The sequence below is a fragment of the Microbacterium schleiferi genome, assembly GCF_015565955.1.
In the GTDB taxonomy this organism is placed as follows: domain Bacteria; phylum Actinomycetota; class Actinomycetes; order Actinomycetales; family Microbacteriaceae; genus Microbacterium; species Microbacterium schleiferi_A.
The window spans coordinates 691,302-717,185 of record NZ_CP064760.1; the positions used below are offsets into that span (position 1 = coordinate 691,302).

Consider the following 25,884-nt stretch of genomic DNA (forward strand, 5'->3'; position numbering starts at 1 on the left):
TTCGGGATGACGACAGGAGACGCGAATGACTGCACAACTGCTCGATGGCACCGCGACCGCCGCCGCGATCAAGGGGGAGCTGCGCGACCGCGTCGCCGCCCTTGCCGAGAGGGGGATCGTCCCGGGTCTCGGTACGTTGCTCGTGGGAGAGGACGGGGCCTCGCGCTCGTACGTCACCGGCAAGCACCGTGACTGCGCCGAAGTCGGCGTCGCCTCGATCGCGGTCGAGCTCCCGGCGACGGCGACGCAGGACGAGATCGCGGATGCCGTCCGAGCCCTCAACGCCGACCCTGCCGTGACGGGATTCATCGTGCAGCTGCCGCTGCCGAAGGGCATCGATGAGAATGCGATCCTCGAACTGATCGATCCCGACAAGGACGCCGACGGTCTGCATCCGACGAACCTCGGCCGGCTCGTGTTGGGGGTCGACCCCGCGACCGCCGTTCCGGCGCCGTTGCCCTGCACCCCCGCCGGCATCATCGAGCTGCTCACCCGCCACGGTGTGCAGATCGCCGGCAAGCACGTCACCGTCATCGGTCGCGGGATCACGGTCGGTCGCCCCCTCGGGCTGCTCCTGACCCGTAAGGGAACTGACGCAACCGTCACCCTCACGCACTCGCGCACCCCAGACCTCGAGGCTCAGGTTCGTCGGGCCGACATCGTGGTCGCGGCAGTCGGGCAGCCGCACCTCGTCAAGCCCGAGTGGATCGCGCCTGGCGCCGCCGTTCTCGATGTCGGTGTGACTCGCGTCGGGACCACCGACTCGGGCCGCGCGAAGCTCGCCGGCGATGTCGATCCTGCCGTGGCGGAGGTCGCCGGCTGGCTCTCCCCGAACCCGGGCGGTGTCGGACCGATGACGCGCGCGATGCTTGTCGCCAACGTCGTCGAAACCGCCGAGCGTCTCGCCGGCTGACGCTGGGGGCGTTCGCGTCGCGCGACGGTCGTGTCGCTCTGGCACAATGGCGCCGTGACCTCCCCGACTCCCGCGCGACGACGCGGTCGTCGCGCGGCGCTGGTCGGCGGCATCCTCGCCCTCGTGCTGCTCTACGTCGTCGTCATCCTGCTGTACGCGGCAGGTGGGCGCATCGAACGCGCGGAGGTCTCGAGTGGCGGGGCCGGTGACCCGCTCGTCCTCACCCTGACGCCCGCCAGCATCGACGGCGCGGCAGGGCACATGACGCTGCGGATCAAGCCCGGCCCGCTCGGCTCCTATTCTTCGGACCAGTTCTCGATGGATGAGACGGTTCATGTCCTCGTCACGGGGACTGACGGGTCGCGCACGATCGAATACGGCGCCGACGAGGTGGCAGCGACGGAGACCGTGACGCTCACCCTCGACGGGTTCATCGAGCAGTGGCCCTTCGACCGGTACACGACCGAGACCCTGATCGTCCCGTTGCGCGAGGGCGCCGACGGCGAGGGTGTGCCGATTCCCTACGTCCTCTCGGTCGACGGTCGGGTGCCCGGATGGAGCGTTCAGGCCGAGGCTGTCGCGACGGATCCGATGGTCACCGAAGATGGGCCTGTCGCGCCGCTCGGTGTGCAGTTCACGGTCACCCGCGCGGCATCCACCGTCGCCTTCGGCATCGTGCTGCTGACGCTGATGGTGATCGCGCCGGTCTTGGTGCTGACTGCCGCGATCACGGTCTACCGTGGCCGACGCAAGATCGAGGCGACGATGCTCGGCTGGTTCGGCGCGATGCTGTTCGCCACGATTCCGCTGCGGAACTTCCTTCCCGGATCTCCGCCGATCGGGTCCTGGGTGGATTACGTCATCGTCCTCTGGGTGATCGCCGCGCTCATCGCTGGGTTGGTCATTTTCGTGCTCGCCTGGCTTCGGAGCGGTCCCGATGGCGTCGCATCCGCGCAGTCGGCGAACGACAACGCTCACAGTCAGGATGACGGATCCGACGCCGATGCGGGTTCAGACGGTGGCGGGGCCGGCGGAGGCGAGTGAGCTACGACCGGCGGCGGGCACCGTCCCAGAGGCGACCCGCCTGAGCTTCGAGGCGGTCATCGATGGCGTCGTAGATGAGCCACGCGATGACCAGCAGCAGAGGCGGTATCACCCATCCCCAGAGCAGGCCCGCAACGTTGACACCCGAGAGCACGACGACGAGCACCCACACGATTGCGGCGACGAGGAGCACGACCACGGCCTGAACGAGTTTCGCGCCCGTCCGTGTGAGGTCGCGGCTGGAGCGCTCGGCGCGGCTTCCCAGCCAGCGTCGTAGTGCCGGCTTGACCCAGGTCGTCGCAAGAGCGAGGACCACGGCTGCCCACAGCGCCGACCATCCGACCGAGACCTGAGGCAGGATCAGACCGATCACGAGCAGCACGGCGACGTCGAAGACGTAGAGGGTGACGAAGCGGATCAGCCAGGCGCGCACGACTCCAGCGTGCCACGGATGCCGCGACTCGATTCCTGGACGTGCTGGATGCGTCTCACGCGAGGGGTCGCAACACGCCGTTGGCAGTTGCTTCTTAGCGCCGTGTTGCGACCCCTCGCGCCAGGGGCTGCGTGCGGACTGCGCGAGGGGTCTAGGGGGCAGGATGCTAGGCGTGGCGATCGAGGAAGGCGTACACCTCGGAATCGTCGACCCCGGGGAAGTTGCCGCGGGGGAGCGGGGTGAACATCTGCATGTGCACGCGGGCGCTCGGCCACGCCTTGCCTTCCCAGCGTGACGTGAGCTCCGAGGGGGCCCGGCGGCAGCACGCCTCATCGGGGCAGGTCGACGCTGCGCGCTTGGTCGTCTCGCGACCGCGGAACCAACGGGCATCGTCGAAGGGGACGCCGACGCTGATCGAGAACTCACCGTCAGCCGTCGTGCCGGTTTGCGTCGCGCACCAGAACGTGCCCGCGGGGGTATCGGTGTACTGGTAGTGCTCGGTCGTGCGGTTCTGCTCCGAGAACGCCGCGCGGGCCGACCACTTGCGGCACGCGATCTGCCCGTCCACGGCTCCCGTCACATCCATCGGCAGCGGAAGGTCGTCGTTCTCGTACACCCGCGAGATGGCGCCGGACCCGTCAACGCGCAAGAAGTGCAGACGGATGCCGAGATGCTGCGTCATGAGATTGGTCATCCGCATCGCCGCCGCCTCGTGGGTGACACCGAACGCATCGCGGAAGTCCTCGACGGCGAGGTTCCGATCCTTCTTGGCCTGCTGAAGGAACGCAACGCCGTTGGTTTCGGGTATCAGGCAGCAGGCGGCGAAGTAGTTGATCTCGAGGCGCTGCTGCAGGAAGTCGGCGTACGAGGTGGGCCGCTGGTGTCCTAGCAGTCGGTGCGCCATCGCCTGCAGTGCCATCGACCGGAGTCCGTGCCCGCCGGGAATCGATGCCGGAGGCAGATAGATACGTCCGTTCTCGAGGTCTGTCACCGATCGCGCTGACTGGGGCAGGTCGTTGACGTAGAGCAACTCGAAGCCGAGGCGCTCGGCCATGATGCTCACCGTGCGGTGCGTGAGTGCACCGGAGACGTGACCGGCCGCGGCCAGCTGCTTCTCGGCGAGCTTCTCGATCTCGGGGAGGTAGTTGTCTCGCTCGCGCATCCGCAGGCGAAGCTCGGTGTTCGCGCGCCGGGCCTCCTCGGGTGTTGCGATCGCCTCCCGCGCGCGGCGGTCGAGTTCGCGGTGCAGGCCGAGGATCGACTCGATGGTCTCGTCAGGCATCCCCTTGGTGACCCTGACGGGCGGGATGCCCAGGGTACGGAAGACCGGACTCGCTTGCGCGCGCTCCAGCTCGATTTCGAGGGCCGCTCGGCGGTTCGGGGGTTCCGCTGCCAGGAGGTCGGTGACCTCCAGTCCCGTCGCCTGCGCGATGGCCTGCAGCAGCGAAAGCTTCGGTTCGCGTTTGCCGTTCTCGATCAGGCTCAGCTGGCTTCCCGCGACGCCGACGTGGGCACCGAGTTCGTCGAGCGTCCAGCCGCGGGATACGCGTTCGTGACGGATGCGGTGCCCGAGCGTGACCAGTTCCAGGTTCGTGGGAGCCATTCCTTGATGCTAGCGAAAGAATCGAACTTTTTATGACCAGAGTCGTCTTCAAACGCGAGTATGTGTGCGGGAAAGTGGAGGAACAGCCCCCGACGACGTCGCACACAGGAGAGACAATGGCCATCGCCGACATCACTCGCCCCAGCATCTCGACGCCCGCGTTGGCATCCGGCGAGCTGCCCTCGATCTCCGGCCCGGGAATGGATGCCTTGATCGAGTGGGTTGACGAGATCGCCGCGCTCACGAAGCCCGACCGCATCCACTGGGTGAACGGTTCCCGCGCCGAGAACGAGGCGCTGCTGCGTGAGCAGGTCGAGCAGGGCAAGCTCATCAAGCTCAACCCCGAGTGGCGCCCGGGCTCCTACCTCGCCCGCTCTCACCCCAGCGACGTTGCGCGCACAGAGGCGCGTACCTTCATCGCCTCTGACCGAGAAGAGGATGCCGGCCCGACCAACAACTGGGTGGCTCCCGCTGAGATCCGCGCGACGATCACTCCGCTGTTCGACGGGTCGATGCGGGGACGCACGATGTACGTCGTGCCGTTCTCGATGGGCGCCGTCGGCGGGCCCCTCTCGCACATCGGCGTGCAGATCACCGACAGCGCGTACGCGGTCACCTCGATCGGCATCATGACGCGGGTCGGCACCGACGTGCTGCGCGAGATCGCGAACGGGGCGCCGTGGGTCAAGACCGTCCACTCCGTCGGTGCGCCGCTTGCACCGGGCCAGGAGGACGTCGCCTGGCCGTGCAACGACGACAAGTACATCGTCCACTTCCCCGACACGCTCGAGGTCTGGTCCTACGGCTCCGGCTACGGCGGCAACGCGATCCTCGCGAAGAAGTGCTTCGCGCTGCGGATCGCCTCGGTCATCGGTCGCGACGAGGGATGGATGGCCGAGCACATGCTGCTCATCCGCGTCATCAGCCCCGAGGGCAAGCGCTACCACCTCGCCGCCGCGTTCCCTTCGGCCTGTGGAAAGACGAACCTCGCGATGCTGCGCCCGACGATCCCCGGATGGCGCGTCGAGACGCTCGGCGACGACATCGCCTGGCTGCGCCCCGGCGAGGATGGGCGCCTGTGGGCGATCAACCCCGAGGCAGGGTTCTTCGGCGTCGCCCCCGGTACCGGTGAGTCCACGAACGTGACCGCCGTCGAGACGCTGTGGGGCAACACGATCTTCACGAACGTCGCCCTCCGCCCCGACGGGGATGTCTGGTGGGAGGGGCTCACCGACGAGGCACCCGCCGAACTCATCGACTGGGAAGGCAATCCCTGGACCCCGGCATCCGGCCGGCCCGCCGCGCACCCGAACTCCCGGTTCACGGTTCGCGCCGACCAGTGCCCGCAGATCGCCGACGATTGGGATGCGCCCGAGGGCGTGCCGATCGACGCGATCCTGTTCGGTGGACGCCGGGCGACCAACGTCCCGCTGGTGGTCGAGGCAACCGACTGGGCGCACGGCGTCTTCCTCGGCTCGACAATCTCGTCCGAGCGCACCGCCGCTGCCGAGGGCACGGTCGGCGAACTGCGTCGCGATCCGTTTGCGATGCTCCCGTTCTGTGGCTACAACATGGCCGACTACTTCGGGCACTGGGTCTCGATGGGCCAGCGACTCCGCTTCGATCGGGCACCGCGGATCTTCCAGGTCAACTGGTTCCGTAAGGGCTCGGACGGCCGATTCCTGTGGCCCGGGTTCGGTGACAACTCACGCGTCATCGAGTGGATCATCCGTCGCGTCGAGGGGGAGGTTCCCGCGCTGGACAGCCCGATCGGACGCCTGCCGCGCGTCGAGGACCTCAACCTCGAGGGCATTGAGGTGCCGCAGGCGGATCTTGATGAACTGTTCGCTGTCGACCCCGCGTCGTGGCTGCACGAGGCCGACCTGACCGAGGAGTTCTTCGGAATCTTCGACGGACGCATCCCGGCTCAGCTGAACGCGGAGCTCGCGGCGCTGCGCTACCGCCTCAGATCAGCCTGACCCGGGCGCACTCCTCCCGCCCGTCACCGTGAACCCACACGGTCCTGCGCCGACCCACCGGTTTCGGCCGCAGGACCGTGTGGGTTCGCGCCGTTGCTGTGGGTTCGTGAGGCTGGTTCGCTGGGGCGGGTTCGGCGGGGGAGCGCGCGTGGGGTGGAGTCAGACCAGGAGTTGGTGGCGGGCGAGGTCACGGTAGAGCGGCGTGGACTCGACCAGCTCGCCGTGGGTTCCCTGGCCGATCACCTCGCCGTTTTGCATCACGACGATCAGGTCGCTATCGACGACCGTCGAGAGCCGGTGCGCGATGACGATCAGCGTCCGCTCGGCAGCGACGGCGTCGATGGCATCCCGCATCCGTTGCTCGTTGAGTCCGTCCAAGGATGACGTCGATTCGTCCAGCAGCAGGATCGGGGGCGCCGCCAGCAGGGCGCGCGCGATCGCGAGACGCTGACGCTCGCCTCCCGAAAGCATGACGCCGTTCTCGCCCACCGGAGCCTCCAGGTGCAGCGGACTACGCTCGAGCACCTCCGTGAGGTTCACCGCCTCCAAGACGCGCTCGCAGTCGGCATCCGTTGCCTCGGGCGACGCGAGGCGCAGGTTCTGTGCGATCGTCCCGGCGAGGGTCGGGGCATCCTGCTCGACATAGCCGAGCTGCGCGCGGAGCTGCTCGCGCGGGAGTGCGCGGATGTCCGTTCCTCCCAGCAGAATCGCGCCGCCGGTCGGGTCGTAGAAGCGCTCGATGAGGGCGAGCGTCGTGCTCTTGCCTGCGCCGGAGGGCCCGACAATGGCCACCCGCGAGCCACGAGGAACCTGGAACGAGACGCCGCGCAGCACGTCGCCGACGGTGTCGGATGCCTCGCCGTCGGTGACCACCTCGGAGGCAGTGTCCGGGCGGTCCTCGCCCGCGCCGCCCGCTCCGTCAGGCAGTGCGATAGCCGACGTATCGACGTGCGCGTTCTCGAGCACGGCGCGCGCCTCGGTCTCGGCCTTACGCCGAGCGGCGACGACGGCTTCGGGGTAGCGGAACCGGACGTCGCGGAACTCGACGGCGATCTCTGGCGATGCGGTCGACGAGACGGCGACGGATGCCGCGAGCTGCACGTCGTCGGCATCCTCGGTCGGCAGGTTCAGGATCTCTTGGATGCGCCCCAGCGCACCCAGGGCCTGGTTGACCGAGGTGATGGCGCCGAAGAAGCTCCCGAGCGGCCCGACGAGCAGGAACAGGAACAGGATGAAGGTGACGAGGCTCGCCACCTCGATTGCTCCGGACGCGACCCGGTAGCCACCCACCCCCAAGACCACCAGCAACGAAACCTGCAGGGCGATCCCGGCGACGGGGACGACAAGTGCCGAGACCTTGGCGATGCGGACTCCGACGCCGTACGCCTCAGTAGCGACACTCGTGGTCTCGGCTACCTCGCGTTCGGTGGCTCCGGCGGCGCGCACCGTCCGGATCGAACTGACTGCACGTTCCACCGACGAGGCCAGTTCACCGACCTTCTCCTGCTGTTCGCCGGTCGCGCGCCGGATGCGACCGCTGAGCACCACGACACCGGTGATGGACAGACCGATCACGACCACGATGGCTAGCAGCAGCAGTGGATCGATCAGCGACATCGCGACGAGGGCGCCGACGAAGATGAGCGAGTTGCCCACGGCATCCGCGAGTCCCTGCGTCAGGACCGCATAGAGCAGCGTCGTGTCGGTCCCGACACGGGAAACGAGGTCGCCCGTGCGGCGCGCGTCGAATTCTCGGATGGGCAGGTGCAGGATGCGCGCCACGAGTTGCCGCCTGCTGGAGTAGACCACGGCAGTTCCCGTGCGCTGCAGCAGATAGTGCTGGAACCCGGAGATGACCGAGGCTGCCACCACGAGTGCGACGATTCCCCACACCAGCAACCCGAGGCCGCCTCCCTCCTCGACCTGCGCGATCACCTGACCGACCAGCAGCGGCTGCGCCAGCGTCGCAACTGCCCCGACGACGCTCAGGATGGCGACGACGATCAGGACGTTGCGGTGCTCGAGCAGGAACGGCACCAGCTGGCGGAACGTCGCCCGTGGCCCCTCCTCGGGAGTGCGGCGACCACGGCGGGCGGGACGCGTATCAGCGCGCGACATCGGGACCTCGATTCGGGGGAGGGGCTCCTACGACGGTACTCCGCGCTGAGACCTCTGAGGCGCCGTCGGCACCGGGTCACGGACCCCGCCACGATCGTGAAGGAAACCGTCGACAGTCCGGTCGCAGACAGTATTGTCGAAGCAAGGAGGATACGTCGATGACGACGACGTCAACCGCGGGTTCCGCGAACCAGGATGTCGCGAACCTTGTTCGCCAGGCGATCTTGACCGGACGATACGCCCCCCACCAGCGGCTCATCGAGGCCGATATCAGCGACCAGTTCGGTGCGTCCCGAGCCGCCGTCCGAAACGCTCTGCTGACCCTGTCCAGTGAGGGTCTGGTTGAACGGATGCCGAACAAGGGCGCTCGGGTGCGCTCGGTCACCGTCGACGAAGCAATCGAAATCGCGGAAGTGCGCATGGGGCTGGAAGCACTCTGCGCACGCAAGGCGGCTGAGGTCGCCGACGAGGACGACATCGCTCAGCTGCTGCGCCTGCGCGCTGACATGGTCGCCGCCGCCGAGTCGGGGAACCACCTGGCCTATTCCGAGCTGAAGAGCGCCGTGCACCAGAGTGTGCAGCAGATCAGCGGCCACCGGACCGCGGTCGTCCTGCTCGAGCGTCTTCGCGCGCAGTCGGCGCGTCACCAGTTCCGTCTCGCGTTGCATCCGGGTCGTGGTCTGGATTCGGTGCACGAGCACGCCGCGATCATCGACGCTGTCCTCGCCCGAGATCCCGATGCTGCTGAGTCGGCCATGCGGGTACACCTGGCCGGTGTGCTTGAGGTCTTGCGCACGTTGGACTGAGCGGGGCCCTGCCTAGCCACGCCGACCGGCGCACCGCGTTACGGCCGAATAAGAGTGGGGCGGCCCGGAGATCCGGGCCGCCCCACGGGGGTTATTCAGAGCTCAGCCGATGCTGTCTGCGTCGCTGTAGCCGGTGCCGTTGTACTTCTGGACGATCACGCTCGAAACCGCCGGCTCGCCGGGGACCGTCGTGTTGACCGCCGTGCCCGGAAGCATGAGCGGCGCCTCGAAGTCGGTGACCTCGCGCAGGTGGAGCATGAAGTCATCGCGTGTGGGCTCGGTCATGTTCTGGAACACCTGCTCGAGCGTTGCGCCGATCATGTAGCTCCACATGCAGTGCGGGAATGCCGGCGGGTCGGGGTAGTCCCCGTACTCCTTGAGGTCGGACAGGAATGTCACGACATCCTCGTCCTCGGCGAAGGCCGGGCTTGCCGGAGCCTTCGAGAACGAGACGGAGTAGACGCCCGGGAAAGCAGCGGCGTTACCCGGCTGCAGAATCGCCGTCGGGCTGGAGGTGTTCGAGGGCAGGAACCAGCTGGGCAGCCATCCGAGCTCCTGAGCCTTTTGCAGCGAAGAGATCACCAGCGGGGTGATCGACATCGCGTTGAAGAAGACATCTGCGCCGCTGGCAGCGAGCTCGGTGATCTGAGCATCCACCGAGGCGTCGGTGGCCTCGTAGCTGAGCTCTGAGACGATCTCGATGTTGCTGGCGCCCGCGACAGCTTCCTTGAAGCCCTCGACGTAGCCCTGGCCGTAGTCGTCATTCTGGTAAAGGATCGCGACCTTGTGGTCACCGGACTCCGCCAGCAGCTCGCCGAACGCGGCGCCCTCGTTCTGGTAGACGGGCACGAAGCCGAGCTGCCAGGGGCTTTCCTCGGGGTCGGAGAAGAGCGGGTCACCGGTCATGATCAGGACCTGCGGGAATTCCTCGTCGATCGCCGCTTCGCGCCAGGCGCGGTTGGTGGGAGTCCCGAGACCCGAGGTGGCGGCGAACACGTCGTCGGCAACCATCTGCTGGAAGTTGGCGAGGGCCTTCTGCGGGTCGTAGGCGTCGTCATAGGACTTGACCTCGATCGTGCGGGTCTTCCCGTCGCCGAACTCGATGCCGCCCTCGGCGTTGCGTGCACCCATGTAGGCCGCAAGGCCGGCGACCGTGCACGTGCCGGGCCCGGCTGTGGCGCCCGACAGCGGCGTCGAGACGCCGAGCGTGAGGGTGGTGTCGGTGATGCCGGGGCTGTTGGCGACGGCACCATCGGTGCTTTCGCCCCCGCCGGAGTCGCCGCCGCGGGAACATCCGGCGGCGAGCAGGGCGACAATGCCGATGCCCGCAACGACGGAGGTGACCCGCGCTTTGGTGCGCAGAGTACTCATGTGTTGTGCCTCTTTTCTTGTGGTGATGGGTGGGAGGGTGGGTCGGATTCTGCACCTGCTGGACCGCTCGGTCGCCCCGATCCAGACGAGCGCCTGGTGAGGCGTCGCACCGCGCGGGGGATGGAGGCAAGGCCGCCGGGAAGGAGGAAGAGGATGGCGAGCAGGATGATGCCCTGGAAGAGCGCCGTCATGCTCGGGTTGATCAGGTTCGTCAGCTGGGGAACGAGGACGTAGTACGCGCCACCGAGCAGCGAGCCCACGATGCTTCCCGCGCCGCCGATCACCATCGCGGCCAGCAGCGAAATGGAGTGCCCGAAGCTCATGGTCTCGGGCGACGTGTACTGCACGACGACCATGTACATGAATCCCGCGACGCCGCCGATGATGGACGCGATCGTGAACGCGAGCACTTTGTACCAGTAGGGCGAGATTCCCATGGATGCCGCGACGGCCTCATTGGACTTCACGATCGCCATCGCCCGACCGAACTTGCCGTGTACGAGGTTTCGCGTGAGCAGGAACACGATGGCGGTGATCAGGATGACGATATAGAGCTGCCACTGGTCGTTGTAGAGCCCGGTCCACTCGGGTGCTGCCGAGAAGCGCGCCGAGATTCCCTGCGATCCGCCGGTGAACTCCGAGAGTCGCTTGGCCAGCGGGACTCCCACGATCGGGAGGGCGATCGTGACCATCGCGATCGCGAGGCCACCGAGTCGGCTTGCGGCCAGGGCCACGATCAGTCCCACGACGCCGGGAAGGATGCAGGCGAGGGCGAACACCACGATGATGTTCCAGTCCTGGGTGACGCCGTACGCCGTGACGTACGCGCCGAGGCCCACGAAGAAGATCTGGCCGAGCGAGACTTGGCCGGCGTAGCCCATCACGACATTGAGGCCGAGGACGGCGACGGCGAAGACGCCGATGCGGGCGGCCGTCTGGTTCGCAAACTCGGGCAGGATCAGCGGACCCACGATGAGCACGGCGGCGATCGCGGCGATGATGACCCACCGCACCCAGGGGCGGGCGGCGTTGCGGGTCGAGGACGCGAAGTCGGTTGTCGAGGTCATCACACGCGCACCACCGTCTTGCGTCCGAACAGCCCCTGCGGTCGCACGAGCAGCACCAGGAAGATCAGGATGAAGGGGACCGCGATCTTCATGTCATGGCCGATGAACGGCACATAAACAGCTGCCAGGTTCTCGAGAACACCGATGAGCCACGCGGCGATGACCACGCCGATCGGACTCGACAGCCCGCCCAGGATGACGGCCGCCAGCGCGTAGACGAGCGCGGAGTCCATCATTCCCGGGGTGAGAGTCAGCTGGGGTGCCACGAGCGCTCCGGCTACCGCTCCGAGGCCTGCGGCAAGACCCCAGCCGACCATCAGCATTCGGCCAACGGCAATGCCCGAGAACGCAGCTGACTGCGGGTTGACCGCCACGGCGCGAAGGGCAAGGCCCAGCTTGGATCCCACGAACAGCAGCTGGAGCAGGCCCATGATCGCCACGATGACGAATATCGTGCCGAGGGAGCGGACGCTGATGACCGCCCCGAGGATCGTCACCGTATCGAGGGGAAACAGTGAGGGGAAGAGCAGGTTGTTGTACGACCAGATCCAGCCGACGAAGCCCGTGATCAGGGTCAGCAGGCCGATTGTCACAACCACGGCGGTGTCGGGATCACCGCCTTCGAACCTGCGCATGAGGAACCGTTCGACGATCGCTCCGAAGAGGAACGAGAACAGCACCGAAGCGAGGATCGCGAGAATCAGCGGCACGCCGACCTGCGTGAGTGTGTAGGCGACGTAGGCGGCGAGCACCGCCATCCCACCCTGCGCGAAGTTGATCAGTCCCGTCGACTGGTTCACCAGCACGATCGCGAGCGCGAGCGCTGCGTAGATCGAACCGGTCGAGAGACCGTCGATGACGAGTTGGACGAAGGTTCCCATCCGTCAGCCTCCCAGGTATGCGCGTCGGATCTCGTCCATGCCCTTGAGTTCGGACGTGGTTCCGGTCAGCGCGTTGCGGCCGGTTTCGAGAACCGTCGCAGAATCGACGACGGTGAAAGCAAGATTGGCGTTCTGCTCGACGACGACCATCGCGATTCCCGACTCGGCGCGCAGTCGCGCGATGGCCTCGTAGACGCTCTTGGCCGTGCTCGGCGCCAGGCCCAGCGAGGCTTCGTCGAGCAGGATGAGCCGGGGTTTTGCCATGACCGCCCGGGCGACTGCGAGCATCTGCTGCTCACCGCCCGAGAGCGCCGCCCCGTGCGAGCGGATCCGCGCTTTCAGGTTTGGAAAGAGCTCGAGCAGATAGTCGATGTCTTTCTCGATGCCTTTGCGGTCTTTGCGCAAGTAGGCACCTACCCGAAGGTTCTCGCGAACCGTAAGGTCTGCCAATGTTCCGCGCCCCTCGGGGACATGTGCGATGCCGAGCGCGGCAACCTGGTCGGGGCGCTTCCCGCTGATGTCCTTGCCGTCGAAGGTGATCCGCCCTCCGGTTCGCACAACACCGGTGATCGCGCGCAGCGTTGTCGTCTTGCCCGCCCCGTTGGCGCCGAGGATGCCGACAGCTCCGCCCTCGGGAACGCTGAGGGACACGCCTTCGAGAACCTGGACGGGCCCGTAGAACGCGGTGACGTCTTCGAGCTCAAGCAGCGTCATCGTCGGCCTCCTTCCCGATATAGGCCTCGATCACGCGGGGATCGGACTGCGCTTCAGCAGCGGTGCCCTCGACGAGCTTCTTGCCGTGGTCGAGCACGACCACTCTGTCGGTAAGCGCTGCGATCAAGCCCATGTGGTGCTCGACGACGACGATCGTGATGTCGGTCTCCGCGCGGATGGTGCGGATCAGCCCGATCAGGTGCTCGACCTCGGAATGCGGAAGACCCGCGGCGGGCTCGTCCAACAGCAGGAGCCGTGGGCGCGACATCAGGGCGCGCGCGAGCTCGATCCCCTTATGCAGACCATGGGACAGTTCGTCGGCGTTCATGTCAGCCGCCCAGTCGAGGCCGACCTTCTCGAGGATCTCGCGCGCCTCTGCTCGTATCTTCTTCTCAGAGCGTCCGGTCAGCGGAAGTCCCAACGACCAGGCGATGGGACCACCCGGCAGGCGGGTGTGGGCGCCGAGCATGACGTTGTCGAGCACAGTGGATTCGAGCTGCAGCGCGGGGTGCTGGAAGGTCCGGGCAAGTCCATGACGCGCGAGGGTTGCGGGAGAGGACCCGATGACTTCCTCATCGTCGATCAGGATCGAACCCGAACTCGGCTTGTAGTGCCCGCTGATGCAGTTGAACAGCGATGTCTTGCCCGCACCGTTGGGACCGACCATGCCGAAGATGAGACCGGGGTCCACGTCGAAGCTGACGTTTTCGAGCACGCTGATTCCTCCGAATCGGAGCGTCAGGTCTCGCAGTGTCAGTCGAGCGGCCATCGCCCATCCTTCCCCGTGGCGCCGGTGCCACGACCTGTCTCGGACGCTACGACTCGCCGTTGGGATTGTCAACGATTTTGGTGCCACGCCACTGCGGGTGTGTCCAGATCGTGACACCCGTGGAGGGAAGCGTCCGAGGTGCTCCCATCCTGGCCCCGTAGACAGGACGTCGTCCGAGTAGCTTCCGTTCAACGGAAGTGAGAGCGAGCGGCGTGAAGAGCCCGACCTAGCATGGCGCCACATCGATAGGAAAGGTCGACGATGACATCCGAGTCCCTCGCCGCGGCGATCGCCCGCGCCGGAAGCCCCGTTGCGCTGATGCGCAACCAGAACTGGCCCGCGTTCACGTTCCCGGTTGCGCCGGAATTCACGAACTGGCGCGATGAACAGCGCGCGTGGAACAGCACAGTCGCGCTCATGGACCAGTCCCACCACATGACCCAGCTGTTCCTCGGCGGCGCGGATCTCATCCCGCTGCTCTCGACCATCTCGCCGAACACGTTCACCACCTTCCGGCCCGGGGTAGCGAAGCAGCTCATCTCGGTGAACAAGGACGGCTATCTCATCGGCGACGGCATCCTGTTCTACAACGAGGACGCACCCGAGGGGCTTGTGCTCATCGGACACCACCTGCTCATCGACTGGGTTCGCTTCACCGTCGAGAAGGCCCAGGCGGCAGGCAAGGACGTCCACCACCGGCTCGAGGGCAACTCGCACATGCGCCAGGGGCCACCGACCTTCTACCGTTACGAGCTGCAGGGTCCGAGCGCCGACCTCGTCATGGAGAAGGTGTTCGGGGGTCCTGCGCCCGACATCAAGTTCTTCCACATCGGGGATGTCGAGATCGCCGGGCGCCCCGTCAAGGCGCTGCGACACGGCATGGCTGGCCAGCCCGGATTCGAGTTCTACGGTCCCTGGGAAGACAACGAGATCGTCCTGGGCGCGCTCATGGACGCTGGCGCGGAGCACGGCATCCGTCGCGTCGGCGCGAAGGCATACTCGGCGACACCGCTCGAGTCTGGCTGGGTCCCCACCCCTTTCCCGGCCATCTTCGACGAGGACTTTGCCGAGTACCGGGAGTGGTTGCCGGCAGATCGCGCCGGCTCGATCGGTGGGTCGCTCTATAGCGAAGACATCCACGACTACTACATGACGCCCTACGACCTGGGGCTTGGACGGTCAGTTCGCTTTGACCACGACTTCCACGGTCGCGAAGCCCTCGAGAAGCTGGCCGAGAGCCCGAAACGGCGCAAGGTCACCCTGCTGTGGAACGCGAACGATGTCGCCGACGTCGTGCGCTCGCAGATGGAGCCCGGCATCCCGGCGAAGTTCCTCGACTTCCCCAAGGCTCGGTACGGCCTCTATCAGATGGACGAGGTGCTGCAGGACGGCCGCCGTGTGGGCATCTCGACCGACGCCGGGTACATCGCGTTCGACCAGCTCTACATGTCGCTCGCGACCCTGGATGCCGACATTGCCGACGGCGAGGTCGTTGAGGTCGTCTGGGGAGAGGACCCCATCTCGCAGAAGCACAGCGTCGACGCTCAGCACCGGCAGGTACGCATCCGCGCAACCGTCGCGCCGGCGCCGTACCACGAGTATGCGCGCACGGTCTATCGCGCCGACGCCTGAGTCGGCGAGTAGCATCGTGGCGTCATCGAGGAGGATGCCATGGCGAGAGGATCAGCCGGAGAGTCGGTACTGCACAAGCACCTGAGGATCCTCGACGCCTTCGAAGCGCGACGACCGTTTCTGACCCTCACCGAGATCGCCGACGCGGCGGGCCTGTCGGTCTCGACAGCGCACCGCCTCGTCGGCGAACTCGAGCGGGAAGGGCTGCTGGAGCGACTTCCCGACAGGTCGTACCGACTCGGGGTGCGCCTCTGGGAGTTCGCGTCGCGTACCCCGGGTGCCATCGGGCTGCGCGAGCTCGCCAAGCCGTGGCTGGCCGCCGTCCACTCGCGGGTGCGCCAGCACACGCAGCTGGGGGTCCTCGCTGGCTGCGACGTCCTGTTCGTCGAACGGATGTCGACCCGCGACGCTGTCGTCAACGCGACCCTGATCGGCGGCCGCATCCCCCTCCCGGTCAGCTCCAGCGGACTCGTCCTCCTTGCCCACGCCGCGCCGGGGCTCGTCGAGGATGTCGTGGCGGCGGGCTGGCCCGCCTACACTGCGAGCACTCCGCGAGATGAAGCTGACTTGCGTGAGCTGCTGCGTCGTGCACGCGGCGACGGCTACATCTGCGCGGAGGGCTTCATCCACGAGGAATCCCGCGGAATTGCCGTGCCGGTGGTCGGGCCCCACGGCGTGGTCTACGCGGGCCTCGGGGTTGTCGTCCCCAATGACGGAGCGCCGATCCAGGGGATCGTCGAGCTGCTCTCCGTTGCTGCGCGGCAGATCACCGAGGCGCTGCGGGATGCCTATCTTCCCGATGCGGGGGCCACCGGCCGAGACGCGCCGCATGGAATCGATCCGCTCGTGTCGACATCGCTGCGCTCGCTGGCCTATTTGGAGACCCACCCCGAGCCCGGACGCCGACCGTCGCCGCCGCGCGGAGTTGCCTGACGCGCGGCGGCGACGACGACGAGGCGCCGCGCGTCAGCTGGATGCCGCGCTGGTGTCCCGACGGTAGTTCTCGCGTGCGTACGACGAGTACGGTGCGGGAGCAACGGTCGCACGGATCTCGACCTGACGATGCGGTTCGACAGCGGGCTTCGCCGAGTTCGGCTCCTCGCCCCAGACCACCACGACCTCGGTGCCCGGCTCTGCGGCATCCGGAACGAGGCTCGCCAGCGACGCGAAGACCTGCTCGTTGGTGATGTACCCGGCATCGTGCGAGATGCCGACATCGTGACCGCCGATCAGCACCCGGTCGACCTGGTAGAGGCCGTAGCGGGCCTTCGGGAAGTCGATGTACTTCGCCGGCAGACCCGGTTCGAGCAGGGATCGCTGCGCCGCAGCCACATCGTCGGGGTTCCAGATCAGCGTGACCTTGCTGCGCGCCGGCTGCTGCGCGAGGCGCTCGAGAGCCTCCCTGCCGAGAAAGTCGTGATCGAACGCGACGCTGCGACCGTAACCGAGGTCGTAGGGCGTGACGTAATAGTCCTCGATCCGCTCAGAGGTGAGGCTCCCGGCCAGGGAACCCGCGCTGGTGGCGGGAAGCCACTCGAGGTAGCGCTCAGCGAGAGCCCCGGTGAAGATGGCGGGCAGGGGAGAAGGCACCCATGCGGACTCGAGATTGGCTGACGAATACGCCTTGGACCCCACGCGGACCAGCCCGAGGGGTTCTCCTTCGCGCAGCAGAGCCTCGCGGACGCGATCGCCCTCGTCCCACGGGCCGAAGAGTTCGAAGCCGGGCTGGCCGGCCATGCCGTGGCGCAGTGATCGCACCGTGACGCCGTCGATCGTGAAGGTGGCCATGTGGAAGAAGCGAGTCGGCGGCACGGGGGCGCCGGTGACGCGCTCCATGAGTTCGAGGGCCCCAGGACCCTGCAGTTCGTACCGGTACAGGGTGGGGTTGCCGGGCCGCACGATCGAGTTGCCGTCGCGTTCGAAGCTCACGTCGTAGTCGCCGGTCTCGCCGTGGAACTGCACCCAGTCGATGACCATCTGGTGACCGACGAGGTCGAACTCTTCTTCGGCCAGGTAGAAGAGGATCGCGTCGCCGATGAGATAGCCCTCGTCGTTCACCGCGATGAACTGCTTCGCGTTGTCGACCTCGAAACACGCGAAGCTGTTGACGCCGAGATCGCTCAGCAGTCGCAGGGCATCCCGTCCCCGGATGAACAGGTCGGTCATGTGGTGGGACTGGTCAAGGAGTGCTACCGTCTTCTGCCACGACTGCTGCTCCGACCTCCAGTTGCTGAACTCCGCCGTCACGGGGAAGATCGTGGGCCGCGCCTGCGCGTTACGCAGAAGCTGCACGGGGCTTCCCGCTCGGGCAATCGCGGCGGCCAGCGACTCGGTCATGTGAACTCCTTCGTTCTCGGGTTGCCGCGGTGCGCGCCGACCCGAGAAGACGCTATCCCCAGTACCACTGAATCTAATAGCCTTTCTGCATGAGTGCTGCTAATGACGCTATGAGCAGTCCTCATCCCGGATCAGCCCCCTCATCTCGATCCGCTCCTCATCTCCGATCGACACAGGACACGCATGCTCACCGATTTGAACCTGACGCGGGTGTTCGTCGCCATCTACGAGGCCGGTAGCCTGACGGCTGCGGGGCGCCGGCTGTTCGTGACGCAGTCGGCGATCAGTCAGTCCTTGGCGCGGCTGCGCCGGGAACTCGGCGACCCGCTGTTCGAGCGCACCGCCCAGGGGATGCGACCCACCGCGCTCGCGGAAGCCATCTACCCCCAGCTGCACGAGGGCGTCTCGGTCATCGATCGAACGCTCGCAGCAGTGACCGGGTTCGATCCGCTGTCCTCCGAGCGCACGTTCCGCATCGCCCTGTCCGAACTCGGCGAGATCGGCTGGCTGCCGGCAATCGGCGAGGCTATGGCACACGCGGCGCCTCACGCTCGCCTCGCCGTCAGCTCCCTGAGCAGCGAGAACCTCGAGGAGTTGCTCACCCGCGGATCCGTGGACCTTGCCATCACCCCGATGGAGCTCCCGGGTGCGTTTGAGCGCAAGACCGTTAAGCGTGAGGAATACCGCGTGGTCATGTCGTCGAACAATCCTCTGGCCGACGCCGAGATGACTCTCGATACCTACCGCGCGGCGCGCCGCGTGTGGGTCGAGGTTGACTCAAGCGCCCGCCTTCTGGCGGGTGTGCATGCTCGGCATGCCGTGAGCGAGCCGCCGGCTGTCAGCGTGCAGCACATCGCCTCGCTGCCGCCCTTGCTCGCACGTTCGACGACGCTCATCGCGACGATTCCCGAAACCCTCGCTGTTGGATGGTCCCGGAGTTGGCCGCTAGTCATTCGCGAACTGCCTTTCGCTCTGGGCCCTGTCGAACTGCACCTGTATCGTCGCCGCTCCCCCAGCACGCGGGCGCTCTGGACTGGTTCTTCGACACCGTTTCGGCCGCGGTCAGCGGATTCCCGGGCGGGTTCGAAGGCATCCACATCGCGTCGTGAGCGCAGACGAGTGAGGGGACGGATGCCTCAGCATCCGTCCCCTCACTCGTTCTGTCCGCAGCGCGGTTCGGATCAGACCTGGCCGGTGGTGCGCCACCCGCCCTGGTATTCCTGACGCGCGGTCACGGCGTAGGGGACAGGGCTGACCACGGCGCGGATCGCGATCTGCTCGTGGGGTTCGACCGTCGTCTTGCCCGATCCGCCGTTCGGCTCGCCCCAGACGACGCGGACCTCGGCGCCCACGGGGACGTCGCGGTCGACGGTGGCCAGCGAGAGGCCGCGCTTCTCGTTCGCGGTCACGCCGGTGAACAGCGACAGGCCGACGGTGTTGCCGTCGGCGTCGATGACGGCGTCGTAGTTGCTGGACCCGTAGTTGGCGTTGGGCAGGTCGAAGAACTGGTAGCCGGGGCCCTCGCGGTCGAGCACGGATGCGAGCACCTTGGTCAGGTCCTCGTCGTTCCAGGCGAGCGTGACCTTCTTGCGCTGGGTTTCGGGGTCAAGCTTCTCGAGTGCATCGCGCCCGACGAAGTCGTGGTCGAACTTCACGAACGAGCCGTAGCCGAGCTCCCACGGGTTCAGGTAGTAGTCCTCGATGTTCTCTGAGACGAACGAGCCCGCAAGGGCGTTGATCGCCTCGTAGCTGTTCGCGGGCAGCCACTCGCGGTAGGCACGCTCAGCCTCGCTGGAGTAGATCGCCGGCAGCGGCGAGGGGATCCAGCCGGACTCGAGGGTGTTCGACGAGTACGCACGCGACCCGCAGGGTTCGATGCCGAACTCGCGGCCGGCCTCGAGGATCGCGTCGCGGATCTTGCCGTGCTGTTCGTACGGGCCCCAGATCTCCAGGCCGGGGGCGCCTGCCATACCGTGGCGGAGCGTCCGCACCTTCTCGCCGGCGATCGTCATCTCGCCCATGTGGAAGAACCTGACCTGCTCGACCGGTCCGCCGGCGAGCTTCTCGATGATCGCCCAGGCGTTCGGGCCCTGGATCTGGAAGCGGTAGTAGTCGCGGTGCACGGCCTGGCCGTAGGGGCGCGAGGGGGAGCGGTCGTCGTAGCGGAACTCGACGTCGTACCCGCCGGTCTCGGCGTGGAACTGCAGCCAGTTGGCGCCCGGCGCGCGACCGACGTAGACGTACTCGCCCTCGGTCTCGTGGAAGAGGATGCCGTCACCGATCACGCCGCCGTTGGAGGCGGTGGGAACGAACTGCTTCGCGGTGTTGACGGGGAAGTTCTTGAAGCCGTTGATGCCGGTGTCGGTCAGCAGCTTCAGCGCGTCGGGTCCCTTCACGAAGAAATTGACCATGTGGTGGCTCTGGTCGTAGAGCACGGCGGCGTTGCGCCAGGCCTTCTGCTCGCGCCGCCAGTTCGAGAACTCGGCGGGAACGACCGGGTAGATGTACGTGCCGAGCTGCGAGTCGCGCAGCATGCGGACGGTGTCGCCCTTCTCGTCCAGCAGCTCTTGAAGGTTCTTCGCCATGGGGTGTCTCCTCGACTTCCTCGTCCGGGTGGCTTCAGCGAGATCGTACGGGCAAAATTTACCTATGTCCAGAGGTAAATCGGTGATAGACAGGATGCATCGATAAAGCGGCAGTGTCAGAGAGGACACCTCATGGCCACGACGGCCAGCTCACGGTCTCAACGCGGCGGGGGAGCTCTGGTGTGACAGCCTGATATTGCGGAGATCGACCGCGCGGCTCTCGAGGGTCGCCCGTACGTCAAGCGCTCCTGAGGGGCGGACTCTCACGCGACCCCTCGCGCAGGGCTGTCGGCGCGGCAGTGCGAGGCGTCCGAGAGACGGGTCAATCCCAGACGGTCGCGGCAGTGTCGACGACGAGGCGGATCTTGGCCCACTGCTCGTCTTCGGTGAGCAGGTTGCCCTCCTCGGTCGAGGCGAAGCCGCACTGGGGGCTCAGAGCGAGCTGCTCCAGCGGCGCGAACTGCGCAGCCTCCTGGATGCGGGTGCGCAGCAGCTCGGGATCCTCGAGCTCGCCCGACTTGGTGGTCACCAGACCGAGGACCACGCGCTTGTTCCCCTGCGGGAGGAAACGCAGCGGCTCGAACCCGCCAGCCCGGTCGCTGTCGTACTCGAGGAAGTAGCCGTCATAGTTCGTGTCGGCGAGCAGGTGCTTCGCGACCGGCTCATAGCCGCCGGACGAAATCCACGTCGAGCGGAAGTTCCCGCGGCAGACGTGGGTGGTGATCGTCATGTCGGCGGGCTTGGCCTCGAGGATCGTGTTCAGCATCGCCGCGTAGCGCTCGCCAATTCCTTCGGTCCGGATGCCGCGCGCGGCGGCCTTCTCGAGTTCTTCGGTCGAGCAGAGGTAGGCCCACGCGGTGTCGTCGAACTGCAGGTAGCGGCATCCGGCGTCGTAGAACGCCTGCACCGCATCGCGGTAGGCCTGCACGAGGTCGGGAACAAGCGCATCCCGGTCGGCGTAGGCTGCCGGGTCGATCCCGGCGGGCTCCAGGCGGAAATCGAAGACGGTGGGGGCAGGGATCGTGAACTTCGGCGTCGCCCCGGTGGCGGCAGTCGCTTCGGCCAGTGCGCGGAAGTGGGCGAGGAACGGATGGGTGTCGCTGAAGCCGATCGGGCCGCTCACCTGCAGGCCGAGCGGCCGCGTCTGCACTCCCTGGAACTGGATGCCGTGGTCGAGCTCGACGACCTCCACACCATCCAGCATCCCGAAGAAGTCGAAGTGCCACCACGACCGCCGGAACTCGCCGTCGGTGGCAAGGCGTAGTCCGTTCCGGGCCTCGGCGGCCACGAGCACGTCGATCTCGGCGTCCTCCACCGCGCGCAGGGCGGCATCGTCGATCTCTCCCGCAGCGCGCGCGGCGCGGGCCTCGGCGAGGGCTGCCGGTCGAAGGAAACTGCCGACGATGTCGGCGCGGTACGGAAGCTGGGTATCGGTCACACCGGGATGCTACTCCGACGTCATCGGATGTCGGTGATCGCTCGTACAGTAGGACGGTGCCAGAGCCCGTGATCCGCGCCCACAACCTCGTCAAGGCCTACAAGATTCCGGGTAAGGACGACTTCCTCGCGGTGAACGGACTGTCGTTCGAGGTGGCGCCGGGCGAATCGTTCGGACTTCTCGGACCGAACGGTGCGGGCAAGTCCACGACGATGAAGATGATCGGTGCGGTCTCGACGCGCACGAGCGGGGAGCTCAGCATCCTGGGCCTGGATCCCGACCAGTACGGTCCCGAGATTCGCTCGCGGCTGGGCGTCGTGCCCCAGCAAGACAACCTGGACGGCGAGCTCAACGCCCGCGAGAACCTCTTCATCTACGGCCGGTACTTCGGCCTGCCCGGAAAGGTGTGTGCCCAGAAGGCGGATGAGCTGCTCGCTTTTGCCGCGCTCGAAGATAAGGCCAAGAGCAAAGTCGACCAGCTTTCGGGCGGCATGAAGCGCCGGCTCACGATCGCCCGAGGACTGATCAACGATCCCCGCATCCTGCTGCTGGACGAACCGACGACGGGCCTCGACCCGCAGGCTCGCCACGTGCTGTGGGATCGACTGTTCCGCCTCAAGGAGCGTGGCACGACGCTCGTGTTGACGACGCACTACATGGATGAGGCCGAACAGCTGTGCGACCGGCTCATCGTGGTCGACAAAGGCCAGATCATGGCCGAGGGGACACCTGCCTCCCTCATCCGCGAGCACTCCAGTCGAGAGGTGCTCGAGGTGCGCTTCGGGTCGGATCGCAATGAGCAGGTGGCGCCGCAGCTCAAGGGGATCGGCGAGCGCGTCGAGGTGCTCCCCGACCGCATCCTCGTCTACGCGCACGACGGCGAGCAGGCTCTCGAACGGGTGACGGCCGCGGGCCTGCAGCCGCTGACCTCGCTCGTGCGCCGGTCGAGCCTTGAGGATGTCTTCCTGCGCCTGACCGGAAGGTCGCTGATCGAATGAGCACGCCGCTTCCGGACGCGCGCACGCAGCCCACGCTCGACGAGCTGCGCGCCGAAGCCCTCGCGTGGGGGCGCAAGCCCCGTCGCTGGGGCTCGTGGTACGTCGCCGAGCACATGGTGCGCGCGATGCGCGCGTACGGGTGGACCATCGTGGTCGGGGCGCTGGGACAGCCCATCCTGTATCTGCTCGGGCTGGGGCTCGGTCTTGCTGCGCTCCTGGATGCACCGATCGAGGCGCACGGCGAGCAGGTCGACTATCTCGTGTTCGTTGCCCCGGCGCTGCTCATGACCGCAGCGATCGGTGTCGCGACCGAAGAGTTCACCTATCCGGTGATGTCAGGGTTCAAGTGGCGCCGGTACTTCTACGGCTTCAACGCCTCGGCTCTGTCGAGCCCGCAGATCGCGAACGGTGTGATCCTCGGGGCCTCAGCGCGGATGCTGGTGGCTGTCGTCGCCTACTACGTGTTCATCGTCCTCTTCGGTGCTGTTCCCGACCCGGCAACAGGCTGGGTGTCCGTGTTCGTTGGGCTCCTCGCTGGACTTTCCTTCGGCGTACCGCTGATGGCATACGCCGCCTCCATCGAGGACGACAAGGGGCAGTTCGCGCTCGTGCAGCGCTTCCTGTTCGTTCCGATGTTCTTGTTCTCGGGGACGTTCTACCCGCTCGAAAACCTCCCCATCTGGCTGCAGTGGATCGGCTGGATCTCGCCCCTGTGGCACGCGTCTGAGCTCGGCCGGATGGCGACGTACGGTTCCCCGGGCGGCCCCGGCCTGGCGGCGATCCACCTGGCCTATCTGGTGATCCTCACCGTCGTCGGCTACGCGTTCGCTCGCCGCACCTTCACGCGGAGGCTCGCGAAGTGACCGCGCTGGCATCGGAGACGGAACGTCGTCGTAGCGGGAGCGTCCGCGCATTGTGGTCGGGCAACCCCTGGGCCGTCGTGCAGCGCGGGCTCATCGCCGCGCGCTCGTCGAGCTGGGTCGTCGTGCTCTCGGGCTTCTTCGAGCCGGTGTTCTACCTGTTCTCGCTCGGTATCGGCCTCGGAAAGCTCATCGAGGATGTTGAGACGTCATCGGGGCTGGTTGTCTCCTACGCTGCCTTCATCGCGCCGGCGCTGTTGGCGGTGTCGGCGATGAACGGCGCCATCTACGACTCCACCTGGAACGTCTTCTTCAAGCTCAACTACGGCAAGCTCTACGAGGGGCAGCTGGCGACAGCCCTGGGCCCGCTGGATGTCGCCCTCGGCGAGATCCTGTACGCGCTGCTGCGCGGACTCGTGTACGCCACCGGATTCATGATCATCATGCAGATCGCGGGCCTGAACCTCGCACCCACGGCGATCCTTGCGCTCCCCGCGGTCGTGTTGATCGCCTTCGGGTTCGCGAGCCTCGGGATGGCTGTCACGAGCTACATGAAGACCTTCCAGCACATGGACTGGATCAACATGGTGCTGCTGCCGATGTTCCTCTTCTCGGCGACCTTCTACCCGATCACCGTGTACCCGGAAGCTGTGCAGGCCATCGTCATGGCCCTGCCCCTGTGGCACGGCGTCGAACTCATCCGCGGCTTGACGACCGGGGCACTCTCGGTCGCGATGCTCGGCCACGTCCTGTACTACGTGGTCATGATCGCGATCGGTCTCGTCTTCACGACGAAGCGGCTACGCACGCTGTTCCTCGATTAGCGGGGCGGCTCACCGAGCACGCACCGCCCGCTAGAGCGATACCGTCTCGCCCGCCCGATCTCTTCGTAGTCCACGTCTTTGGTCTCCGGAGACAGCACGAGGGCGATGAAGGTGAGCACGGCCATCGCCGACAGGTAAAGGCCGACGAGCCCCGGGCTCCCGTCGGCTGCCGCCCACAACGCCACGGCGACGAGGGGAGCAAGAGCCGCCCCCAGGATCGATGACACGTTGTACGAGACAGCGGAGCCGGTGTATCGGACCTCCGTCGGGAACAGTTCGGGAAGCACCGCTCCCATCGGCCCGAAGGTCGCACCCATGAGCACGAAGCCGAACACCAGGAAGGCCTGCACGAGCGCTCCCGTGAACTTCGGGTCGGCCTGGGGGAGAAGGAAGACGGTAAACGTGAGGCCGAAGACGATGATCGCCGCCGTCACCCACAGCAGCAGGCGCCGCCTGCCGATCGCGTCGGCCACGGGCCCCGAGAGCAGGGTGAAGATCCCGAAGAAGACGACGCCGATGATCTGCATCAGCACGAAGTCTGTGTACCCGAAACCGAGGCCGGGAACGTAGGTCGCCGGGTCGAAGGGAGTCCCGGCCGCCTGGGCGGCAGCCTGCGCGGCATCCGTCGTCGCCTTCGTTCCGTACGAGAGCGTGAAGCTCGTCATCAGATAGAACAACACGTAGGTCGCCAACATGATGAAGGTGCCGAGAATGAGCCGTCGCCAGTAGCGGCGCAACGCGAGACCCAGGGGAAACTTGCGCAGCGTCCCCTTCTTCTCGGCACGCGTGAACGAGTCCGATTCGACCAGTCGCAGCCGTACCCACAGGCCGACGATCACCATCACTGCCGAGAAGAGGAACGGGATTCTCCAGCCCCAGGCGAGGAACGCATCCGAGGCCTGAGCGGTGCCATCCGGGTGGGGGAGCGAAAAGTTGATCGCCAGGAAGATGCCGTTGGCGATGATGAAACCGATCGGGGCTCCCAGCTGCGGGAACGTGCCGTACCAGGCGCGTTTGCCCGCCGGGGCGTTCTCGGTGGCCACGAGCGCGGCCCCTGACCACTCGCCGCCGAGCGCGAATCCCTGCGCGAGTCGCAGTACGAGCAGGAACACCGCAGCCCACACGCCGATCTCGTTCACCGTCGGCAGCAGCCCGATCACGAAGGTCGCGATTCCCATCGTCAGCAGCGACGTCACGAGAGTGGCCTTGCGGCCGAACCGATCACCGAAGTGACCGAAGACCACGGCGCCGAGCGGGCGGGCGACCATCGCGGCGCCGAAGACGGCGAAGGATGCCAACAGCGACGTCGTCTCGTTCCCCGTCGGGAAGAACAGGGCGGGGAAGACGAGCACCGCCGCCGTCGCATAGACGTAGAAGTCGTAGAACTCGATCGTCGTCCCGATGAGGCTTGCCGTGATGACACGGCTGCGCGGGTTAGCGGGCGCGGAAGGGGTAGCGGTGGCGGAGGTCATGCGGGCCTGTCGACGAGGCGGACGAGAGTGGCCCTGCGCC

General features: G+C 66.7%; 22 protein-coding genes. 10 read left to right on the forward strand and 12 right to left on the reverse strand.

Annotated features, from left to right (window positions below; genetic code table 11):
- Positions 1-25: 25 nt before the first annotated feature.
- Both IT882_RS03275 and IT882_RS03280 read left to right on the forward strand, forming a co-directional pair.
- Positions 26-913, forward strand: coding sequence for a bifunctional methylenetetrahydrofolate dehydrogenase/methenyltetrahydrofolate cyclohydrolase (locus IT882_RS03275; protein ID WP_195693151.1), 888 nt, complete (start codon positions 26-28; stop codon positions 911-913).
- A 54-nt stretch (positions 914-967) separates the two neighbouring features.
- Positions 968-1,957: a DUF4436 family protein gene (locus IT882_RS03280; RefSeq protein ID WP_195693152.1), complete on the forward strand. Its 990-nt coding sequence runs from the start codon at positions 968-970 to the stop codon at positions 1,955-1,957.
- Position 1,958: 1 nt separating this feature from the next.
- On the opposite strand, the gene IT882_RS03285 is transcribed toward IT882_RS03280, so the two are convergent.
- Positions 1,959-2,390, reverse strand: coding sequence for a hypothetical protein (locus tag IT882_RS03285; protein ID WP_195693153.1), 432 nt, complete (start codon positions 2,388-2,390; stop codon positions 1,959-1,961).
- Between the two features lie 166 nt (positions 2,391-2,556).
- Positions 2,557-3,993 carry a helix-turn-helix transcriptional regulator gene (locus IT882_RS03290; protein ID WP_195693154.1) on the reverse strand — a complete coding sequence of 479 codons (1,437 nt, stop codon included), beginning with the start codon at positions 3,991-3,993 and terminating at the stop codon, positions 2,557-2,559.
- Positions 3,994-4,109: 116 nt separating this feature from the next.
- On the opposite strand from IT882_RS03290, the gene IT882_RS03295 reads away from it, so the two are divergent.
- Entirely contained in the window at positions 4,110-5,972 is a 1,863-nt protein-coding gene (locus IT882_RS03295; protein WP_195693155.1) for a phosphoenolpyruvate carboxykinase (GTP), read from the forward strand.
- 159 nt (positions 5,973-6,131) lie between these two features.
- On the opposite strand, the gene IT882_RS03300 is transcribed toward IT882_RS03295, so the two are convergent.
- Positions 6,132-8,090, reverse strand: a complete 1,959-nt coding sequence (locus tag IT882_RS03300; protein WP_195693156.1) for an ABC transporter ATP-binding protein — start codon at positions 8,088-8,090, stop codon at positions 6,132-6,134.
- Between the two features lie 158 nt (positions 8,091-8,248).
- Between IT882_RS03300 and IT882_RS03305 the strand changes: the two genes are divergently transcribed.
- Positions 8,249-8,896, forward strand: coding sequence for a GntR family transcriptional regulator (locus IT882_RS03305; protein WP_195693157.1), 648 nt, complete (start codon positions 8,249-8,251; stop codon positions 8,894-8,896).
- 102 nt (positions 8,897-8,998) lie between these two features.
- On the opposite strand, the gene IT882_RS03310 is transcribed toward IT882_RS03305, so the two are convergent.
- The 5 genes from IT882_RS03310 to IT882_RS03330 are packed head-to-tail and all read right to left on the reverse strand — an operon-like array spanning position 8,999 to position 13,698.
- Positions 8,999-10,267 (reverse strand): ABC transporter substrate-binding protein, encoded by a 1,269-nt coding sequence (locus IT882_RS03310; RefSeq protein WP_195693158.1) that lies wholly within the window; start codon positions 10,265-10,267, stop codon positions 8,999-9,001.
- Positions 10,264-11,334: a branched-chain amino acid ABC transporter permease gene (locus tag IT882_RS03315; protein WP_195693159.1), complete on the reverse strand. Its 1,071-nt coding sequence runs from the start codon at positions 11,332-11,334 to the stop codon at positions 10,264-10,266. Before IT882_RS03315 ends, IT882_RS03310 begins: the two co-directional genes overlap by 4 nt.
- The gene (locus tag IT882_RS03320; RefSeq protein WP_195693160.1) at positions 11,334-12,215 is read right to left on the reverse strand and encodes a branched-chain amino acid ABC transporter permease; all 882 of its coding nucleotides are present in this window, start codon (positions 12,213-12,215) and stop codon (positions 11,334-11,336) included. Before IT882_RS03320 ends, IT882_RS03315 begins: the two co-directional genes overlap by 1 nt.
- A 3-nt stretch (positions 12,216-12,218) precedes the next feature.
- Positions 12,219-12,929 (reverse strand): ABC transporter ATP-binding protein, encoded by a 711-nt coding sequence (locus tag IT882_RS03325; protein ID WP_195693161.1) that lies wholly within the window; start codon positions 12,927-12,929, stop codon positions 12,219-12,221.
- On the reverse strand, positions 12,916-13,698 hold the full coding sequence (locus tag IT882_RS03330) for an ABC transporter ATP-binding protein (protein ID WP_195693162.1): 783 nt from the start codon (positions 13,696-13,698) through the stop codon (positions 12,916-12,918). Before IT882_RS03330 ends, IT882_RS03325 begins: the two co-directional genes overlap by 14 nt.
- A 261-nt stretch (positions 13,699-13,959) precedes the next feature.
- Here IT882_RS03330 and IT882_RS03335 point away from each other — a divergent pair, with 261 nt between their 5' ends.
- A complete protein-coding gene (locus IT882_RS03335; protein ID WP_195693163.1) occupies positions 13,960-15,330 on the forward strand; it encodes an aminomethyl transferase family protein in 1,371 nt (456 codons plus the stop codon).
- A 39-nt stretch (positions 15,331-15,369) separates the two neighbouring features.
- Complete coding sequence (locus IT882_RS03340) at positions 15,370-16,263, forward strand: IclR family transcriptional regulator (protein WP_195693164.1); 894 nt, start codon at positions 15,370-15,372, stop codon at positions 16,261-16,263.
- A 33-nt stretch (positions 16,264-16,296) separates the two neighbouring features.
- On the opposite strand, the gene IT882_RS03345 is transcribed toward IT882_RS03340, so the two are convergent.
- A complete protein-coding gene (locus IT882_RS03345) occupies positions 16,297-17,667 on the reverse strand; it encodes an aminomethyl transferase family protein (RefSeq protein WP_195693165.1) in 1,371 nt (456 codons plus the stop codon).
- A 183-nt stretch (positions 17,668-17,850) separates the two neighbouring features.
- Here IT882_RS03345 and IT882_RS03350 point away from each other — a divergent pair, with 183 nt between their 5' ends.
- The gene (locus IT882_RS03350; RefSeq protein ID WP_195693166.1) at positions 17,851-18,891 is read left to right on the forward strand and encodes a LysR family transcriptional regulator; all 1,041 of its coding nucleotides are present in this window, start codon (positions 17,851-17,853) and stop codon (positions 18,889-18,891) included.
- Here the strand turns inward: IT882_RS03350 and ligM are convergent.
- Both ligM and IT882_RS03360 read right to left on the reverse strand, forming a co-directional pair.
- Positions 18,849-20,252, reverse strand: a complete 1,404-nt coding sequence (gene ligM, locus IT882_RS03355; protein WP_195693167.1) for a vanillate/3-O-methylgallate O-demethylase — start codon at positions 20,250-20,252, stop codon at positions 18,849-18,851. The genes IT882_RS03350 and ligM overlap by 43 nt on opposite strands.
- A gap of 322 nt (positions 20,253-20,574) precedes the next feature.
- Entirely contained in the window at positions 20,575-21,690 is a 1,116-nt protein-coding gene (locus IT882_RS03360) for a 5-methyltetrahydropteroyltriglutamate--homocysteine S-methyltransferase (protein ID WP_195693168.1), read from the reverse strand.
- 56 nt (positions 21,691-21,746) lie between these two features.
- On the opposite strand from IT882_RS03360, the gene IT882_RS03365 reads away from it, so the two are divergent.
- The 3 genes from IT882_RS03365 to IT882_RS03375 are packed head-to-tail and all read left to right on the forward strand — an operon-like array spanning position 21,747 to position 24,372.
- The gene (locus tag IT882_RS03365; RefSeq protein ID WP_195693169.1) at positions 21,747-22,688 is read left to right on the forward strand and encodes an ABC transporter ATP-binding protein; all 942 of its coding nucleotides are present in this window, start codon (positions 21,747-21,749) and stop codon (positions 22,686-22,688) included.
- Positions 22,685-23,551, forward strand: a complete 867-nt coding sequence (locus IT882_RS03370; protein WP_195693170.1) for an ABC transporter permease — start codon at positions 22,685-22,687, stop codon at positions 23,549-23,551. The genes IT882_RS03365 and IT882_RS03370 overlap by 4 nt, the downstream gene beginning before the upstream one ends.
- Positions 23,548-24,372, forward strand: coding sequence for an ABC transporter permease (locus IT882_RS03375; RefSeq protein ID WP_195693171.1), 825 nt, complete (start codon positions 23,548-23,550; stop codon positions 24,370-24,372). Before IT882_RS03370 ends, IT882_RS03375 begins: the two co-directional genes overlap by 4 nt.
- On the opposite strand, the gene IT882_RS03380 is transcribed toward IT882_RS03375, so the two are convergent.
- The gene (locus IT882_RS03380; RefSeq protein WP_195693172.1) at positions 24,369-25,844 is read right to left on the reverse strand and encodes an MFS transporter; all 1,476 of its coding nucleotides are present in this window, start codon (positions 25,842-25,844) and stop codon (positions 24,369-24,371) included. The genes IT882_RS03375 and IT882_RS03380 overlap by 4 nt on opposite strands.
- Positions 25,845-25,884: the final 40 nt, after the last annotated feature.

Coding starts and splice junctions, on each gene's coding strand:
- IT882_RS03345 (WP_195693165.1), bottom strand. CDS start 17,667: ATGACCGAGTCGCTGGCCGCCGCGATTGCCCGAGCGGGAAGCCCCGTG.
- IT882_RS03310 (WP_195693158.1), bottom strand. CDS start 10,267: ATGAGTACTCTGCGCACCAAAGCGCGGGTCACCTCCGTCGTTGCGGGC.
- IT882_RS03380 (WP_195693172.1), bottom strand. CDS start 25,844: ATGACCTCCGCCACCGCTACCCCTTCCGCGCCCGCTAACCCGCGCAGC.
- IT882_RS03300 (WP_195693156.1), bottom strand. CDS start 8,090: ATGTCGCGCGCTGATACGCGTCCCGCCCGCCGTGGTCGCCGCACTCCC.
- IT882_RS03315 (WP_195693159.1), bottom strand. CDS start 11,334: ATGACCTCGACAACCGACTTCGCGTCCTCGACCCGCAACGCCGCCCGC.
- IT882_RS03330 (WP_195693162.1), bottom strand. CDS start 13,698: ATGGCCGCTCGACTGACACTGCGAGACCTGACGCTCCGATTCGGAGGA.
- IT882_RS03350 (WP_195693166.1), top strand. CDS start 17,851: ATGCTCACCGATTTGAACCTGACGCGGGTGTTCGTCGCCATCTACGAG.
- ligM (WP_195693167.1), bottom strand. CDS start 20,252: ATGGCGAAGAACCTTCAAGAGCTGCTGGACGAGAAGGGCGACACCGTC.
- IT882_RS03335 (WP_195693163.1), top strand. CDS start 13,960: ATGACATCCGAGTCCCTCGCCGCGGCGATCGCCCGCGCCGGAAGCCCC.
- IT882_RS03320 (WP_195693160.1), bottom strand. CDS start 12,215: ATGGGAACCTTCGTCCAACTCGTCATCGACGGTCTCTCGACCGGTTCG.
- IT882_RS03370 (WP_195693170.1), top strand. CDS start 22,685: ATGAGCACGCCGCTTCCGGACGCGCGCACGCAGCCCACGCTCGACGAG.
- IT882_RS03295 (WP_195693155.1), top strand. CDS start 4,110: ATGGCCATCGCCGACATCACTCGCCCCAGCATCTCGACGCCCGCGTTG.
- IT882_RS03305 (WP_195693157.1), top strand. CDS start 8,249: ATGACGACGACGTCAACCGCGGGTTCCGCGAACCAGGATGTCGCGAAC.
- IT882_RS03290 (WP_195693154.1), bottom strand. CDS start 3,993: ATGGCTCCCACGAACCTGGAACTGGTCACGCTCGGGCACCGCATCCGT.
- IT882_RS03340 (WP_195693164.1), top strand. CDS start 15,370: ATGGCGAGAGGATCAGCCGGAGAGTCGGTACTGCACAAGCACCTGAGG.
- IT882_RS03275 (WP_195693151.1), top strand. CDS start 26: ATGACTGCACAACTGCTCGATGGCACCGCGACCGCCGCCGCGATCAAG.
- IT882_RS03325 (WP_195693161.1), bottom strand. CDS start 12,929: ATGACGCTGCTTGAGCTCGAAGACGTCACCGCGTTCTACGGGCCCGTC.